The following is a 17242-nucleotide window of genomic DNA, read 5'->3' as shown; positions in this document are numbered from 1 at the left end:
TGTAAGCCTTGTGAATGCGGTTAGACTAGGCTCAGCCAAGGCCTTGAGCCATTTCGATTTCCCAGCATTTTCGATAAGCACACCTTATGGATTTCAAGCAACTGCGTTATTTCGTCGCGGTCTACGAAGAAGGTCATGTGGGCCGGGCTGCCGAGCGGCTTTCAATCTCCCAACCGGCGCTGTCCCAGCAGATCCGTCACCTCGAGCAAAACCTCGATGTGAGTCTGTTCGAACGCAGCAGCAAACGTCTGCTGCCAACCCTCGCTGCTCATACTTTGTACAACCATGCCCTGCCCTTGCTGGATGGATTGCAGCGGGCACGGGAAGCCTTGGGCAATTTCAAGGGCCAGGCACTGCGTACTCTGGCTATCGGTGTATTGCAGACCGTCCATACCAGCCTGGTGCCGCAGATGCTCGAACGCGTGCGCAAGGCGCAGCCGCATTTGGTGGTGCAGATCTATGAACTGACGGGGCTGGAAATCGAGCGGCGCTTGCTCAACGGTTCTCTGGACATCGGCATCAGCTATCTGCCACCTCGTCAGCCGGGGTTGCACGGCGTAATGCTGTACGAAGACGAACTGACCCTGGTCATCCCGGCGGATCACCCGTTGCGGGAATTCAAGAAAGTCTCGATGAGTCAGGCCGCCGAATTGCCGATGTTGCTACTGGGTGAAGAGTTTCAAGTACGGCAGATCTGGCAGGCGCAATTGGCCAATCTGGGACGACGTCCGCAGGTACAGGCAGAACTGAACAACATGGCGGGGATTCTCGACAGCCTGCCGCACACGCGACTGGCGACGGTGCTGCCCGGACGCTCACAACAGGCACACGGCAACAAGGAACTGTTGTGGAAACCATTGAGCGAGCCGAGGGTGCCGCTTAAAGTTGGATTGGTGTGTCGGGATGTGCAGCGACAACAGGCCTCGCTGGCCTTATTGCGTACGTTGCTGGAAGAAGTGATGAATGGCTCGGATAGACGTTTGAGTAGCCCGGCAACACGGGATGAAATGAGCTGAGCACTTTTCTGCAGACAAAAGAAAACCCCGCCGAAGCGGGGCTTTGCAGACTGTTTCCCTGACATCCATTTCACTCCGCCGTCCTGGCAGAATCCTACGTGTCCGTGTTGTTGCTTTGCGCTTCCTGCGCGACGTCCATGTGAAGTAGATTAGCTGTGGATCCAATTTGCATCTATGGGAGAAGAGCAGCACGTCATGTAAGAGAATGCTTACACGACGTTACATTGTCAGAACTGTCCTGCATCCAGCAGGAACAATGACTCGCTACCGGCCTTCACCGACGCGCTCAACGAGTGAATACGCGGCAGAAGGCGTGCGAAATAGAACCGCGCCGTGCCCAACTTGCTCGCGTAGAAATCGTCCTGCACTTCTTTGCCAAAAGCGGCCTTGGCCATCAGTGCCCACATGTACGCATACGCCACGTAACCGAATGCTTGCAGATACTCGACCGAGGCAGCGCCGATTTCGTTCGGGTTGTTTTTCGCCCGGTCGAGCAGCCAGGCGGTCAATTCGTCGAGGGTGGTCACGGCATCGTTCAGCGGCTTGGTGAACTCGGCCAGATCAGCACTGGCAGTCGCAGTGAAATGACGGATCTCGTCGGCAAACAGGTTGTAGAACGCCCCGCCAGTACCGACGATCTTGCGTCCGACCAGGTCCAGCGCCTGAATGCCGTTGGTGCCTTCGTAGATCTGGGTGATGCGCACGTCGCGGACCAGTTGCTCCTGGCCCCACTCACGGATGTAACCGTGGCCGCCGAAAACCTGCTGGCCGTGAATCGTGGTTTCCAGACCCAGGTCGGTCAGGAACGCCTTGGCCACCGGGGTCAGCAAGGCCACCAAATCTTCCGCGCGTTTGCGGGTGGTGGCGTCTTCGCTGAACTTGGCGGTGTCCAGCTGCATGGCCACGTAGGTCGAAAAGGCACGACCGCCTTCGTTCGAGGCTTTCATGGTCAACAACATGCGCCGCACGTCCGGGTGGACGATGATCGGGTCAGCGACCTTGTCCTTGTTCTGCGCGCCGGTCGGCGAACGGCTTTGCAAACGGTCGCGGGCGTACTCGACGGCGTTCTGGTACGAACGCTCGCCGCTGGCCAAGCCTTGAATACCAACACCCAGACGTTCGTAGTTCATCATGGTGAACATCGCGGCCAGGCCTTTGTTCGGCTCGCCGACCAGATAACCCACGGCCTCGTCGAAGTTCATCACGCAGGTCGCGGAGGCCTGGATGCCCATCTTGTGTTCGATCGAACCGCAGGTCGCCGGGTTGCGCGCGCCCAGGCTGCCATCGGCATTGACCATGAACTTCGGCACCAGGAACAACGAAATGCCTTTGGGCCCCGCCGGTGCGTCGGGCAGTTTGGCCAGTACCAAATGAATGATGTTCTCGGTCAGGTCGTGCTCACCGCCGGTGATGAAGATCTTGGTACCGCTGACTTTGTAGGAACCGTCGGCCTGAGGCTCGGCTTTGGTGCGGATGATCCCCAGGTCAGTACCGGCGTGTGGCTCGGTCAGGCACATGGAGCCGGCCCAGACGCCGGCGTACATGTTCGGCAGGTATGCGGCTTTCAGCGCTTCACTGGCGTGGGCGTTGATCGACAGGCAGGCGCCTGCGGTCAGCATCGGGTACAGGCCGAACGACAGGCTCGCGGAATTGACCATTTCTTCGACCTGCGCCGAAACAGCCTTGGGCATGCCCATGCCGCCGTAGGTCGGATCGCCACCGACACCGACCCAACCGCCTTCAGCGTAAGTCTGATAAGCCTGTGGGAAACCTGCCGGCGTGGTGACGGCACCGTCCGCCCAATGGCAACCTTCTTCGTCAGCCGCACGGCTCAGGGGCGCGATGCTTTTGCTGGTGACCTTGCCGGCTTCTTCAAGAATGGCTTCGACCGTTTCAGCATCGACAGTCTCGGCCAGCGCAGGCAGCTCGGCCCAGAGTTTGGCGACCTCGAACACTTCATTGAGGACGAAGCGCATATCGCGCAGGGGCGCTTTGTAGTCAGCCATGGCAAACCTCGCAAGATCTAAACAGGTGATTCGTAGGAGTGGTGCTTTCGTTGGGTCCGAGTGTAACCCAACAACATTTACGACACATAGGGTCAGCTCATGACCGTTTTGTTATTTTTAGTCACTGAAAAGCGAACCATTAAAGAAGCCCGCAACCAGGCGGGCTCTTTTACGTCGGCTTGAAACACTATAGTGCGAACAACTCCGCAGGCAGGTTCATCAGACAGTCGCTGCCCGCCTCGATGGCCGCCCGATGAGCCGCCGTGCGTGGCAACAATCGCTTGAAGTAAAACTCGTTGGTCGCCAGTTTTGCCTGGCAGTAATCGGCATCGCCGCTGCCCGAATCGAGCTGTGTCTGAGCGACCAGCGCCATGCGCAGCCACAGATAGCCGAGGATGATGTAACCGCTGTACATCAGGTAATCCACCGACGCCGCGCCGACTTCATCCGGATTTTTCATCGCAGCCATACCGACCTTGGTAGTCACCTCTCCCCACTGCTGATTCAGGTCGTTGAGCTGCGCCACGTAGCTGGCAAGTTGCGGATGTCCCGCGTTTGCCGCACAGAACTTGTGAACGATTTTGGTGAACCCGCGCAGCAATTTCCCCTGGCTGCCGAGGACTTTTCTACCAAGCAAGTCCAGCGCCTGAATGCCGTTGGTGCCTTCGTAGATCGGTGCGATGCGGCAGTCGCGTACCAGCTGCTCCATGCCCCACTCGCGGATAAAACCGTGACCACCGAACACCTGCATGCCGTGGTTGGTCACTTCCAGCCCGGTATCGGTCATGAAGGCTTTGCAGATCGGCGTGAGGAACGCCAGCAGGTCTTCGGCATCCTGACGCGCCGTTTCGTCCGGGCTCAGATGCGCAACGTCCAGCAACTGCGCGGTGAAATAGGTCAGCGCCCGGTTGCCTTCGTTGAAGGCTTTCATGGTCAGCAACATCCTGCGCACGTCAGGATGAACAATGATCGGATCGGCTGGTTTTTCCGGCGCTTTCGGGCCGGTCAGCGCGCGCATCTGCAGACGATCATTGGCGTACTTGATCGCCCCCTGAAAGCTCGCCTCCCCCAGACACAAACCCTGCATCCCGGTGCCCAGTCGCGCATGGTTCATCATGGTGAACATGCAATTCAGGCCCTTGTTCGGCTCACCGATCAGGAAGCCCTTGGCATCGTCGAAATTCAGCACGCAGGTGGCCGAGGCCTTGATGCCCATTTTGTGTTCGATCGAGCCGCAGGAAACGCCATTGCGCTCTCCCGCCTCGCCTTCGTCGTTGGGTAGGAATTTAGGAACGATGAACAGTGAAATGCCCTTGGTCCCGGCCGGAGCGTCCGGCAGTTTCGCCAGCACCAGGTGAATGATGTTTTCACTCATGTCGTGCTCGCCGGCAGAGATGAAGATCTTGCTGCCGGAGATCGCATAGCTGCCGTCGGCCGCAGGCACGGCGCGGGTTTTGATGATGCCCAGGTCAGTGCCGCAATGGGCTTCGGTCAGGCACATGGTGCCGGTCCATTGACCAGCGATGAGTTTGCTCAGGTAAGTCTGTTTCTGTTCTTCGGTGCCATGGGCGTGGATCGCCGACATTGCACCGTGAGTCAGACCGGGGTACATGCCCCAGGAGGTGTTGCTGGAGCCGACCATTTCGCTGATGACCAGCCCCAGTGAGCTCGGCAAACCCTGGCCACCGTAAACCGGATCAGCCGCCAGACCGTGCCAGCCACCTTCAACGTATTGTGCGAAGGCCTGCTTGAAGCCTGTAGGCGTAGTCACCACGCCATTGTCGAGATGGCAGCCTTCTTCGTCGCCGCTGCGGTTCAGCGGTGCGAGAACGTTCTCACAGAACTTTGCGCCTTCTTCGAGGATCGCATTGACCATGTCCGGGCTGGCATCGGTGGCGCCCAGCGCGGCGTAGTTGCTGTGAAAATCGAAGACGTGGTCGATCAGAAAGCGCATGTCGCGCAGGGGTGCTTTGTACTCAGGCATGGTCATTTCTCCGGCAGCAGATTCCCCAAACCTACTGCCGCGCACCCGGCCTCACAATCACAGTCCAGACGCTGAATGCGCCATCATCACTCAATCATTAGCGGCGTCCATGCGCACCGCGCCACGACGGCTCTGACCGAACGCCACCACACAGTTGCGTCCTGCGCCCTTGGCACTGTAGAGCGCCTCGTCAGCGGACTTGAGCACTTTCTCGGGAGTGCGCTGCTCCAGCCGTTCGGCGACGCCAATGCTGACGGTGACCGACACACTTGAGGCGCCCGAGCCCGCGCGACGTTGACGACCTTGCTGGTCGTCCTGAGGACGGCTGTCCTGATTGCGCAGTTGAATGTTGTAGGTGGCGATGGATTCGCGGATGACTTCCAGGTGCGGCATGCACTCTTCGAGGGTCTTGCCTGCGAACACCAGGGCGAATTCTTCACCGCCGTAGCGATACGCCCTACCGCCTCCGCCGATTTTCGACAGCTTGCTGGCGACAAGTCGCAATACCTGATCGCCGACATCGTGACCGTGGGTGTCGTTGAATTTCTTGAAGTGATCGACGTCGCTCATCGCCAGCACGTAATTGCGCCCCAATCGCTGCATCCGCTCATTCAAGGCGCGGCGCCCCGGCAGGCCGGTAAGCTCGTCGCGGAAGGCCATCTGATATGCCTCGTGCGCCACGGCGGCCGCGATCATCAACATGACCTGGCTGCACATGATGTTCAAGGTGAACGGCAGGATGAAGGTTTTCGGCAACATCCAGAACAAGCCGAGCAAACCGACCAACTGCGCCGCATGCAGCGGTCGCGGGTTGCGCCAGTACTGCCAGGCGAGCAGCACGAAAGAGGCGATGAACACCGGATACGACAGCTGGATCAGGCTCATCCACGCGCCATGCAGTGCCGGCCAGCGAATTTCCGAGAGCCACATCAACAGCGCGTGTGGATAACTTTGTTCGAGACCGAGCGCGACGCTACCGAACGCCAGCAACACAGCGAACCGCGCCACCATGTCCTGAAACAAATGAGTGCGTTCCTGCCACGCGGCGAAGATGCCGAACAGCAGCGGCAACAGCAGGCAACACAAATGGAACACCACGGCTGCGTCTTCGCGGACCTTGCCGTTATCGCGGTAAAAGTCGGTCTGGGTGTCGAGCAAAAAGTAGGCGATGTACACCGTGACCATCAGGAACAGCTCGCGCTGTCGCCGATAAACCGCACAATACGACCCGCCAAGCAGCAGGACCAAGGTCGGCAGGACGTTGAACAATGACGTGAAGAATACGTTGAGATCTTTGACGTAGGCTGCGGCAAGCCCCGCCAGCAACAGGACCAGCGACGGCAGGAAATGGTTGATATGAACAGCAGAAGAACGCGGCAAGGGGGTTGAGCTCCGGCCCGGGCAAATCAAAGATGGCATTGTGCCTTCGCTTGGCGCAGTTAAGCACACGCAATGTGATCTGCATCACACCGCACCCTCTATAGCGGCAGGAATTCGGTTTTTCTGAGCGATTTGCCAGGTATTTCAGAAATAAAGTGGCTGATAGCCATTAGATCGATCAGCCATGGCTTTTTTACAGATGTCGGATCGCCGGAGCAGAAAAGCCTTCAGCGTTTGGCGTTTGGCAACATCACGCCTCATGCAACATGCGCGCCATTTGCAACTGTCAGTTATGACAGTATCGGCCGGTGTTTTAACGGCGTTTAATCCCCTGTACCACTCACCGGAGCCCTACCACCACTTTCGGGATAGGAGAGTGTCGTCCAAACCTGACAGGAGTGACACGCATGGAAGACCCAGTTATCGAGGCAGTCAGCACCACTTCACTTACTCTGATTCGTGATGCGATACCCAGGCTGCTACCGCTGAGAGTGGTGGAAGCCATACCCAATTCCGGTGGTTTGATTCCTCTGGCCGCGACGGCACGTGACCTGCGTATTGGCATCCCGGCATTGCCACAACCCGGTCCCGCCGGGTCGCGCCCCATTATCCGGATATACGCAGAGTTACCGTCTCCGGGTGAGTATGAAATCATTGCCTACCATCAATTGCCGGCGTATCCCGCCGGGGATTTCGAGCTGCTTGTACCGCGCTCTAAGCTATGCTGTGAAGGCGTGCATCGGCTCACGTACGTTCTGGATGATGGCGACAATTTACTGAGCGCCACCGCCAGCACCCAGTTGCTGATTCAGAAGACTGCACCTTTTGGCCACCTGACCATCACTCCGCCACGCCCGCTGCTACCGCCCAACCTCGACACTGCGCTGATCACCGAGGCTTATCTGCTCGCCAACGACCCCGTCATGTTCCGGATACCACCGCACCCCGAAATCGATAACCAGATTGGCCTGCGCTGCGTTTTCTACTATGGATACACTTATAGTCACATGGAGGTTTCTTACGCCGTTCCGCCGGTTGTCACCTTGCCCGACAATCCGGCTGACCGATTTATCCCCGTATCAGCGGAAACTTTTCGCAACCGAGGCAATGGCACACAGCAACTGAAATACCGCCTCATAGACCAGGCCGGCAATCGCGTTCGAGACTCATTGATCCTTGAAGTCAGGGTCGCGATTCAAATAGCGCCTTCAAATATTCCCGTGCCGCGGGTGACGCAGGCTATTGCGCCAGACAACACGGTGACCCTGGCTGACATCACACCAGCCGGGATGGAGGTGTGGCTGGACAGTGTCGACGGTTTGCAGATTGGCAACTCCATCACGGTACTCGTCGGTACGCTGGCGGCGGTGGCTGTTGTATATGCCGGGCAGTCGTTGCCGATGCGGTTGGTGGTCCCTGCGGCACGCGTGCAAGCCGCTGTTCCGGGAGCCACCACCAATGATACGCCGGCCTCCGTCAGGTTCAGGATCACCAGTGGCGGGGTAAACTTCGACGGGCTGGTCGCCAGGAATCTGATCTTCAATCTGTCGACCTTCATGCAGTTGCCGCCGTCAGTGGTGAGATACCTGAACAACGGCAATCTCACCTGCAACTCCCCGCAACCCAGCGACCTGCCCTATTCCAACCGTAACATTGAGGTATTTATCCCGCCCTCGGAGCTCTTGCGGGCCAATGCGACGGTTACTGTGAACTGTGCACTCAGTCGACAGGACGATGGCTCGACGCTGATCAATCCGCCAGTCACCGTCTCTGCCTTGCTGTCAGCCGACGCTGCGACGCTGGGGCAGACCTTGAACGTGCCGTACCCATTGACCATGGGCCTGATCGGCAGAGGGGTAATGTACGTCTTCTATACGACGCTCAATGCGGCCGGGCAAGCGATTCGGTCAGCCCCGGTGGCCGTACCGGTCAGGGGTGTTTTGCCGGGGAACTTCTATTGCGACGGCACGCCGTTTATCCCGACGCCTTGATGGACGCGGCAGCGTTGCGTGTCTGGCGCCCATAAAAAAACCGCCGCTCCCAAAAGAAGCGGCGGTTTATTGAAGAGCGGCGTGAGGCTTAGTAGCCGAGCGCGAAGTCTTCTTCTTTCATGTCCATCAGATTGTTAGCGCCCGACAGCATGGTGACAACGTGAGTGCGGGTACGCGGCAGGATGCGCTGGAAGTAGAAGCGCGCAGTCTGCAGCTTGGCGGTGTAGAACGCCGTTTCGGTGGTGCCGGCAGCCAGTTTCTCGGCAGCCAGACGCGCCATGTCAGCCCAGAAGTAAGCCAGGCAGGCGTAACCGGAGTACATCAGGTAATCCACCGAGGCCGCGCCGACTTCTTCGCGGTCTTTCATGGCAGCCATACCGACCTTCATGGTCAGCTCGCCCCATTCTTTGTTCAGCGCAGCCAATGGCTCGACAAACTCTTTGACCGCTTCGTTGCCTTCGTTGGTCTGGCAGAACTTGTGGACGATCTTGGTGAAACCTTTCAGGGCTTCGCCTTGAGTCATCAGCACTTTACGGCCCAGCAGATCGAGTGCCTGGATACCGGTGGTGCCTTCGTACAGCATCGAAATGCGGCTGTCGCGAACGTTCTGCTCCATGCCCCACTCGGCGATGAAGCCGTGGCCGCCGTAGATTTGCACGCCGTGGTTGGCAGATTCGAAGCCGACTTCAGTCATGAAAGCTTTGGCGATCGGCGTCATGAACGCCAGCAGTGCGTCGGCCTTCTTCTTCTCTTCTTCATCTACACCGTATTTGACGATATCGACTTGCTTGGCAGTAAAGTAAACCATCGCACGGTTACCTTCGGCGAAGGCCTTCATGGTCAACAGCATACGACGTACGTCAGGGTGAACGATGATCGGGTCAGCAGCTTTTTCCGGCGCTTTCGGGCCAGTCAGGGAGCGCATTTGCAGACGATCACGAGCGTATTTCAGACCGCCCTGGAAGCCGATTTCGGCGTGAGCCAGACCTTGCAGCGCAGTACCCAGACGTGCGGTGTTCATGAAGGTGAACATGCAGTTCAGGCCTTTGTTCGCCGGGCCGATCAGGAAACCAGTGGCCGCGTCGAAGTTCATCACGCAGGTGGCGTTGCCGTGGATGCCCATCTTGTGTTCCAGGGAACCACAGGTCACAGCGTTGCGTGCACCGACCGAACCGTCTTCGTTTGGCATGAACTTGGGAACGATGAACAGCGAAATGCCTTTGGTGCCCGCAGGTGCATCCGGCAGACGTGCCAGCACGATGTGGACGATGTTGTCGGCCATGTCGTGTTCACCAGCCGAGATGAAGATCTTGGTGCCGGAGACTTTGTAGGAACCGTCGGCCTGAGGTTCGGCCTTGGTGCGCAGCATGCCCAGGTCGGTGCCGCAATGCGGTTCGGTCAGGCACATGGTGCCGGTCCATTCGCCGGAAACCAGCTTGGTCAGGTAAGCCTCTTGCTGCTCAGGCGTGCCGTGCTCGGAAATGGTGTTCATCGCGCCATGGGACAGGCCTGGGTACATGCCCCACGACCAGTTGGCTTCGCCAACCATTTCGCTGACGGCCAGACCCAGAGATTCCGGCAGGCCTTGGCCGCCGTGCTCTACGTCATGGGCCAGGCTTGGCCAGCCCCCTTCGACGAATTGTTTGTAGGCTTCTTTGAAGCCCGTCGGGGTTTTAACGCCGGACTCGCTCCAGGTGCAGCCTTCGGTGTCACCCACGCGGTTCAGCGGAGCCAGCACCTGCTCACAAAACTTGGCGCCTTCTTCGAGAATGGCGTCAACCATGTCTGGAGTAGCGTCCTGGCAAGCCGGAAGGCTCTGATAGTGCGCTTCGTAGCCGAGCAGTTCGTCACGAACGAAGCGAATATCACGCAAGGGGGCCTTGTAGTCAGGCATAGCGATAAACCTCTGCTGATGTAACCGGGAATGAACGACCGCGTTGATTTGTTGTGGCGGTCAAACAGTTGTTTGAAACATACGTTTACGCCCAAATCTTGTCAAGCGCCGATCCTTTGCCGTTCGTCATCACCCGAGGCAAATACCAGACCCACAGCAACGCAACACCGTCGCCTGAGCAATTACGCTGTGGAGGAAAGATTAGTTGAGAGAGAAGGACTCACGCAGAAAAACGCCGCGAACATTCGCGGCGTTGAGGGAGCGGGTTCAGCGAGGGTTCAAGCGAAAGTATCGATCAGCGTACCGAGTACTTCGTCGGATGCCTTGGCGACTTTGACGCCCAGTTCAACCTGAAATTTGCCTTGGGACATCTCGACCATATTGCTGGCCAGGTCCGACTGCTGACTGCGATCCACCGAGCGCAGACGATCAACCTGAGCCTCGGAAGACTGGCTGGTGACCGAACGCTCGATCGTCGTGTTGGCGATCTGGCCAGAGGCTTGATCGACACGGTTCTGCCCTGTCTGAATAGTGCTCAGACCGGCATAAAAAGCGGTGTTTCCTGAGATTTCCATGGGAGAACTCGTCCTACAAAGGATCAACAGCGGCCATTGAACCAGACCCACTGACAAAAGACCCGACAAAAACACTAATGGCACAGTGCCTTGTCATAGCTAGAACCCTAGTCCAGCAGATCCAGCTGCAGATACTCCGCCACCGCTTCAGCCGTCACCACCTTGAGTTTCGGCACTCGCCCAAGGCACGGTGCCGGGATCCGCTCAGCGAGTGTCGCGAGGTTTTCTTCCAGACGCGAAGTCTTTGGATCGATGATATTGGCCACCCACCCTGCCAACTGCAAACCGTCCTGAGCAATCGCCTCGGCCGTCAGCAGCGCATGATTGATGCAACCCAGGCGCACGCCCACCACCAGGATCACCGGCAGATCCAGCGCCATCGCCAGGTCCGACAAATTGTCCTGATCCGCCAAAGGCACCCGCCAGCCTCCAGCACCTTCGATCAAGGTGAAGTCCGCTTGCATATCGAGAATCTCCCGCATGGGCGTCAACAGTGATTGCACCGTCAATGCCACGCCGGCCTCCCTCGCTGCCAGATGCGGTGCGATCGGCGGTTCGAACGCCATAGGGTTGACCTGTGCATAAGTCAAAGGCACTGAGCACTGCGCCAACAACGCCAATGCATCAGCGTTGCGCAAGCCCTTGGGCGTCACATCGCAACCGGAGGCGACCGGCTTGCCCGCCGCCGTGCTCAAACCGGCCGACCGCGCGGCATGCAGCAAAGCTGCGGCAATGGTGGTCTTGCCGACATCGGTGTCAGTACCGGTGATGAAATAGGCTGCGCTCATAAGGGTTTCTCCAACACGGCGTAGACCACTTGATAAGTCGCCGGCAATCCTTTGTCCTGACGAAACCGCTCATAAGCCTCGATCAAACCGAGGATCCGCGCCCTGCCGGTCAAACCGCCCGGCCGACCGGGGTTCAGGTTGTGTGCGCCCAGCGCCTTCAGCTCATGGGTCAGGCTGCGCACATCCGGGTAATGCAACACGTGCGGTCGGGTTTCCAGACTCGCGACGCTCAACCCACTGTCCGCGCAAAGCTGTTGATAAACCCCGAACTCGCGGAAGCGGTTGACGTGCACCATGCCATCCACCTGACGCCAGCTGTCACGCAGCTCGATCAGTGTGCCTACACACAGACTAGCAAACGCGAAAATTCCGCCTGGTTTCAGCACCCGATTGGCTTCACTGAGCACCGAAGCGAAGTCCGCACACCACTGCACCGCCAGGCTGGAGAAGATCAGATCGCAGGTCGAATCCTGCAACGGCAACTGCTCGGCATCGCCAGCGATGAAATGCGTTGCACCACCCAACGGCCGAGCGTGATTGAGCATGCCTTCGGCGATGTCCAGTGCCAGGCCGTGACTGGCAGGAAATCGCTCGCCCAATGCACGACTGAAATGCCCGGTGCCGCAGCCCAGATCCAGCCACACACCCGGCACGAAGTCCTCAGGCAAACGACTCGACAATTCACTGCCAACGTCGCGCTGAAATTCGGCCACGCTGTCGTAGCTTGCCGCCGCACGGGAAAAAGATGCCGCCACCTGGCGTTTGTCGGGCAAGCCGCCGGGCAGGTTGGGAAGAGATAAATCAGTCATCACCGGACTCATGCAAAAAGGCCTGAATCGCCCCCGCCACACCGTGAGGGTCTTCCAGAAGAAACGCGTGACTGGCCTGCTCGATCAGACCGATTTCAACATCCGGCAGCAATGTCAGCAGGTCGCCCGCCGCTTCGGCTGGAACCAGTCCATCGAGGCCGGCGAACAAGTGCAGTTGCGGGCCACGAAACGCCTGCAAAGCCTGGCGGGTATCCAGTTGTGCGAGCAACTCCAGGCCGCTCATCAATACCTCTGCCGAAGTATGTGGCGCGCCACCGAGCAACAGCCGAGACAACCCGCGCGGGTCTTCGGCCCCCTGAGCGCAGAGCAGCGAAAAACGCTTCAACGTCATGCGCGGATCAGCCTTGCAACCGGCCAGAAACGCATCGAAGGTTTCGGCAGGCATCGCACTCGGCCATTGCTCATGGGCGACAAAAGAAGGATTGCTCGCCAGGGTCAACAAGCCGCAGCAGCGATCGCCGCGCCGGGCCGCCAACTCTGAAGCGAGCATGCCGCCGAGCGACCAGCCGCCGAGCCAGGCGTCCTGAGGCAACGTCGAGTCCAGCTCATCGAGCCACTCCTCAAAATCGCTTGATTCCAGTTCCGGCAACGGCTCGATCTCGACCCGCAAGTGTTCATCCAGTCCTTGCAACGCTGCCGCCAAGGGCTCCAGCGGAGAAATTCCGAGGCCCCAGCCGGGCAGCAGAATCAGACGATCACGCATGGCTTGGCTCCGGTCCCAGCTGTTGAAAACAATCGGCCAGTCCATTTAACAATAGCTGTACCTGCGCCTCGCTGTGCGCAGCGGTCAGGGTCACCCGCAGTCGGGCGCTGCCAGCGGGCACGGTCGGAGGACGGATCGCAGTGACCATCAGACCGCGCTCACGCAGCATCTGCGACAGTCGAACCGCACGTCCGGCATCACCGATCATGATCGGCTGGATCGGCGTGAAGCTGTCCATCAACTCCAGGCCGATTTGTTCGGCACCGTGGCGGAACTGGGCAATGAGCGTCTTCAGATGCTCACGACGCCAGTGTTCGGTGCGCAGCAACTCGAGGCTTTTCAGCGTCGCGCAGGCCAGCGCCGGCGGCTGGCTGGTGGTGTAAATGTAGGGGCGGGCGAACTGGATCAGGCTCTCGATCAGCTCTTCGCTGCCAGCCACGAAAGCCCCGGCCGTACCGAATGCCTTGCCGAGGGTGCCGACCAAAACCGGCACATCTTCCTGGCTCAGGCCGAAGTGCTCGACGATCCCGCCACCATTAGCGCCCAGCGGACCAAACCCGTGAGCGTCATCGACCATCAACCATGCACCTTTGGCCCTGGCTTCCCGAGCCAGCGTCGGCAGGTCGGCGATGTCGCCGTCCATGCTGAACACGCCGTCGGTGACCACCAGGGTATTGCCGGTCGCCTTCTCAAGACGCTTGGCCAGACTCGCTGCGTCGTTGTGCAGATAGCGATTGAAGCGCGCACCGGACAACAGACCCGCATCCAGCAGGGACGCGTGATTGAGCCGGTCTTCCAGCACCGTATCGCCCTGCCCGACCAGCGCGGTGACTGCGCCGAGGTTGGCCATGTAACCGGTGGTGAACAACAGCGCACGCGGTCGTCCGGTGAAATCGGCCAGGGCCTCTTCCAGCGCGTGATGTGGGCTGCTGTGGCCGATAACCAAATGCGACGCGCCGCCGCCGACACCCCAACGGGCCGCACCGGCGCGCCAGGCTTCGATCACTTGCGGGTGATTGGCCAGGCCCAGGTAGTCGTTGTTACAGAACGCCAGCAACGGCTGACCATCGACCACCACTTCCGGGCCTTGGGGGCTTTCGAGCAATGGGCGTTGGCGGTAGAGATTTTCGGCACGACGGGCAGCAAGGCGCGCGCTGAGATCGAAAGACATGCAGGCCTCGGGCAGTCAGATTACATAATCCAAGGTTGGGTACAATCAATGTGGGAGCGGGCTTGCTCGCGAAGACGGACTGACATTCAACGTTGATGTCGACTGTGCCGCCGCTTTCGCGAGCAAGCCCGCTCCCACACTCGATTTGTGTCGAATCAGATTGCAGCGTTATAGAACTGCTCGCTGCTCTTCTGCTCAACCAGCGCTTGTTCGATCGCGGCCTGATGCACTTCGTCAGCGTGCTCTTCGCGCGCTTCCGGCAGGATGCCCAGACGCGAGAACAGTTGCATGTCCTTGTCCGCCTGCGGGTTGGCGGTAGTCAGCAGTTTTTCGCCGTAGAAAATCGAGTTGGCACCGGCGAAGAACGCCAGGGCCTGCATCTGCTCGTTCATCGCTTCGCGGCCGGCGGACAGGCGCACGTGGGATTGCGGCATCAGGATACGTGCGACAGCCAGCATGCGGATGAAGTCGAACGGGTCGATATCGTCAGCATTTTCCAGCGGCGTACCGGCGACTTTCACCAGCATGTTGATTGGCACCGATTCCGGGTGCTCCGGCAGGTTGGCCAGCTGGATCAGCAGATTGGCGCGGTCATCGAGGGACTCGCCCATGCCGAGGATGCCGCCGGAGCAGATCTTCATCCCCGATTCACGCACGTAAGCCAGGGTTTGCAGGCGCTCGCTGTAGGTGCGGGTGGTGATGATGCTGCCGTAGAACTCCGGCGAGGTATCGAGGTTGTGGTTGTAGTAGTCGAGGCCAGCGTCGGCCAGTGCAACGGTCTGGTCCTGATCCAGACGACCGAGGGTCATGCAGGTTTCCAGGCCCATGGCTTTCACGCCTTTGACCATTTCCAGCACGTAAGGCATGTCTTTGGCCGACGGATGTTTCCACGCCGCGCCCATGCAGAAACGGGTCGAACCGATGGCCTTGGCGCGCGCGGCCTCTTCGAGGACCTTCTGCACTTCCATCAGCTTTTCTTTTTCCAGGCCGGTGTTGTAGTGACCGGACTGCGGACAATATTTGCAATCTTCCGGGCAGGCACCGGTCTTGATCGACAGCAGCGTCGACACCTGGACCCGATTGGCGTCGAAATGCGCGCGGTGCACCGTCTGCGCCTGAAACAACAAGTCATTGAATGGTTGAACGAAGAGTGCTTTGACTTCGGCCAAAGACCAGTCATGACGCAGGGTTGCAGTGGTGCTGGCGCTCATGGGCGTTTCCTTTGTTTTATGCTTGGCAAGCGACTGGGGAATGGAATACCCACAGACGCGACACGGATGTTCGGCATATTTAAGGAAGACTCATGCGCTGTCAACCACGATACGAAGGACAGGTTTACATCTGGTTAAAAAATGAACAATTCTGTTTGCTCTGTTCAGAACCCGCCGATGAATGCACACCCATCTGCATGGCCTGTGAAACGGAGTTGCCCTGGCTGGGCGATAAATGCCAAACCTGCGCCCTGCCGTTGCCCACCGCTGGTCTGACCTGCGGCCAATGCCTGAAACAACCGCCAGCGTTTGAACGGGTCGCTACGCCCTGGACTTACAGTTTTCCGGTGGACACGCTGATCACACGCTTCAAACACTCTGCGAAGTGGCCGTTTGGTCGCCTGCTCGCCGAACTTCTCGCTCAGTTCCTGCAACATCGCTTCGATGAAGACCTGAATCGACCCGACGCGCTCATCCCGGTTCCGCTGGCCACCAAACGCCTGCGCCAACGGGGTTTCAACCAGGCCGCGATGCTCGCCCGCTGGCTCAGCACCCGCCTCGACATTCCGTGCGATGAAACGCTGTTGCTGAGGATTCAGGACACCAGCGCCCAACAGGACCTGAATGCCGAGGCCCGCAAAAAGAACCTGCGCAACGCCTTCGCCCTGACGCCCGATGCGTGCATCAAGGGTCGTCACTTGGCGTTGGTGGACGATGTGTTGACCACCGGCGCCACGGCGCAAGCCTTGGCTCGTCTGTTGATGGACGCCGGCGCCGCACGTGTCGACGTCTATTGCCTGGCCCGCACACCCAAACCCGGCGATGCGCCCTGACTTGACTCCCGGGCCCCAAGCCGCCAACGTCCTTCCCATCGCCACAGCCCAAAGCGTCTTGCCATGTCCTTGCCTACGTTGTTGTCCCAGCACATCGTCCGTCGTCCGCAGCGCATCGCGTTGCTGCAACACATCGCCGAACAGGGCTCGATCACCCGTGCCGCGAAAAGCGCGGGGCTGAGCTACAAAGCGGCCTGGGACGCCATCGACGAGTTGAACAACCTCGCGCAAAAACCGTTGGTGGAGCGCAGTGTCGGCGGCAAGGGCGGCGGCGGCGCCAAACTCTCCAGCGAAGGCGAGCGCGTATTGCGCCTGTATCAAAAGCTGCAAGCTTTGCAGGCTCAGGTGCTGGAAGCCGCCGAAGATGCCAGCGATCTCGACCTGCTCGGCCGACTGATGCTCAGAACCAGCGCGCGCAATCAACTGCATGGCAAGGTCGTGGCGATTGATAACCAAGGGCACAACGACCGTATTCGTCTTGAATTGGCCGAAGGTTTGAACATCGATGCGCAGATCACTCACGACAGCACCCTGCGTCTGGAACTCGAAACCGGCACCGAAGTGGTCGCACTGATCAAGGCCGGCTGGCTGGAGTTGCTGGGCATCGATCAAGGGGCAACACCCGGCAATAATTGCCTGAAGGGGATCATCGAGGAAATTCTCGACGCCGAGGACGGCCCCAGCGAAGTGCGCATCGGCCTGCCCAATGGCCAGACACTCTGCGCACTGGCCGAACCGCTGCACTTGAGAACCCTCGGCCTCGCCGCCGATAAACCGGTACGGGTGCAGTTCGCGCCATCCAACGTTTTACTCGGTACACCGCTTTGAAACACAAGTGTCATTAACGCTCATTAAGGTGA

14 protein-coding genes are annotated in these 17242 nt (G+C 59.1%); 4 read left to right on the top strand and 10 right to left on the bottom strand.

The features are described from left to right. Window positions 1-86: 86 nt before the first annotated feature. Window positions 87-1016 carry a LysR family transcriptional regulator gene (locus KGB23_RS12240; RefSeq protein WP_223431266.1) on the top strand — a complete coding sequence of 310 codons (930 nt, stop codon included), beginning with the start codon at window positions 87-89 and terminating at the stop codon, window positions 1014-1016. Between the two features lie 227 nt (window positions 1017-1243). Here KGB23_RS12240 and KGB23_RS12235 read toward each other — a convergent pair whose 3' ends face one another. From KGB23_RS12235 to KGB23_RS12225, 3 genes are all read right to left on the bottom strand, one after another. Then, complete coding sequence (locus tag KGB23_RS12235; protein WP_223431265.1) at window positions 1244-3022, bottom strand: acyl-CoA dehydrogenase C-terminal domain-containing protein; 1779 nt, start codon at window positions 3020-3022, stop codon at window positions 1244-1246. Window positions 3023-3209: 187 nt separating this feature from the next. Next, the gene (locus KGB23_RS12230) at window positions 3210-5006 is read right to left on the bottom strand and encodes an acyl-CoA dehydrogenase C-terminal domain-containing protein (protein WP_223431264.1); all 1797 of its coding nucleotides are present in this window, start codon (window positions 5004-5006) and stop codon (window positions 3210-3212) included. A gap of 90 nt (window positions 5007-5096) precedes the next feature. Then, window positions 5097-6386: a GGDEF domain-containing protein gene (locus KGB23_RS12225; RefSeq protein WP_223431263.1), complete on the bottom strand. Its 1290-nt coding sequence runs from the start codon at window positions 6384-6386 to the stop codon at window positions 5097-5099. 407 nt (window positions 6387-6793) lie between these two features. On the opposite strand from KGB23_RS12225, the gene KGB23_RS12220 reads away from it, so the two are divergent. Further along, window positions 6794-8377 (top strand): hypothetical protein, encoded by a 1584-nt coding sequence (locus tag KGB23_RS12220; RefSeq protein ID WP_223431262.1) that lies wholly within the window; start codon window positions 6794-6796, stop codon window positions 8375-8377. A gap of 88 nt (window positions 8378-8465) precedes the next feature. On the opposite strand, the gene KGB23_RS12215 is transcribed toward KGB23_RS12220, so the two are convergent. The 7 genes from KGB23_RS12215 to bioB all read right to left on the bottom strand — a co-directional run bounded on the left by KGB23_RS12215 (window position 8466) and on the right by bioB (window position 15549). Continuing rightward, window positions 8466-10271 carry a phenylacyl-CoA dehydrogenase gene (locus tag KGB23_RS12215; RefSeq protein WP_056741279.1) on the bottom strand — a complete coding sequence of 602 codons (1806 nt, stop codon included), beginning with the start codon at window positions 10269-10271 and terminating at the stop codon, window positions 8466-8468. Between the two features lie 278 nt (window positions 10272-10549). Continuing rightward, on the bottom strand, window positions 10550-10846 hold the full coding sequence (locus KGB23_RS12210) for a pyrroloquinoline quinone biosynthesis protein PqqE (RefSeq protein ID WP_150658478.1): 297 nt from the start codon (window positions 10844-10846) through the stop codon (window positions 10550-10552). Between the two features lie 107 nt (window positions 10847-10953). Continuing rightward, complete coding sequence (gene bioD / locus KGB23_RS12205; RefSeq protein ID WP_223431261.1) at window positions 10954-11634, bottom strand: dethiobiotin synthase; 681 nt, start codon at window positions 11632-11634, stop codon at window positions 10954-10956. After that, window positions 11631-12443, bottom strand: coding sequence for a malonyl-ACP O-methyltransferase BioC (gene bioC / locus KGB23_RS12200; RefSeq protein WP_223431260.1), 813 nt, complete (start codon window positions 12441-12443; stop codon window positions 11631-11633). Before bioC ends, bioD begins: the two co-directional genes overlap by 4 nt. Next, on the bottom strand, window positions 12436-13167 hold the full coding sequence (locus KGB23_RS12195) for an alpha/beta fold hydrolase (RefSeq protein WP_223431259.1): 732 nt from the start codon (window positions 13165-13167) through the stop codon (window positions 12436-12438). The genes bioC and KGB23_RS12195 overlap by 8 nt, the downstream gene beginning before the upstream one ends. After that, the gene (gene bioF / locus KGB23_RS12190) at window positions 13160-14338 is read right to left on the bottom strand and encodes an 8-amino-7-oxononanoate synthase (RefSeq protein WP_223431258.1); all 1179 of its coding nucleotides are present in this window, start codon (window positions 14336-14338) and stop codon (window positions 13160-13162) included. Before bioF ends, KGB23_RS12195 begins: the two co-directional genes overlap by 8 nt. A gap of 155 nt (window positions 14339-14493) precedes the next feature. Next, window positions 14494-15549, bottom strand: a complete 1056-nt coding sequence (gene bioB, locus KGB23_RS12185; RefSeq protein WP_223431257.1) for a biotin synthase BioB — start codon at window positions 15547-15549, stop codon at window positions 14494-14496. Between the two features lie 92 nt (window positions 15550-15641). On the opposite strand from bioB, the gene KGB23_RS12180 reads away from it, so the two are divergent. Then, complete coding sequence (locus KGB23_RS12180) at window positions 15642-16382, top strand: ComF family protein (RefSeq protein ID WP_223431256.1); 741 nt, start codon at window positions 15642-15644, stop codon at window positions 16380-16382. Window positions 16383-16445: 63 nt separating this feature from the next. After that, window positions 16446-17210 carry a TOBE domain-containing protein gene (locus KGB23_RS12175; RefSeq protein ID WP_223431255.1) on the top strand — a complete coding sequence of 255 codons (765 nt, stop codon included), beginning with the start codon at window positions 16446-16448 and terminating at the stop codon, window positions 17208-17210. The last annotated feature ends 32 nt before the right edge of the window (window positions 17211-17242 follow it).

The sequence above is a fragment of the Pseudomonas sp. GL-B-26 genome, assembly GCF_019947405.1.
GTDB lineage: Bacteria > Pseudomonadota > Gammaproteobacteria > Pseudomonadales > Pseudomonadaceae > Aquipseudomonas.
Note: the sequence above shows the minus strand (reverse complement) of the source record. Positions and strands in the feature narration are given on the sequence as shown.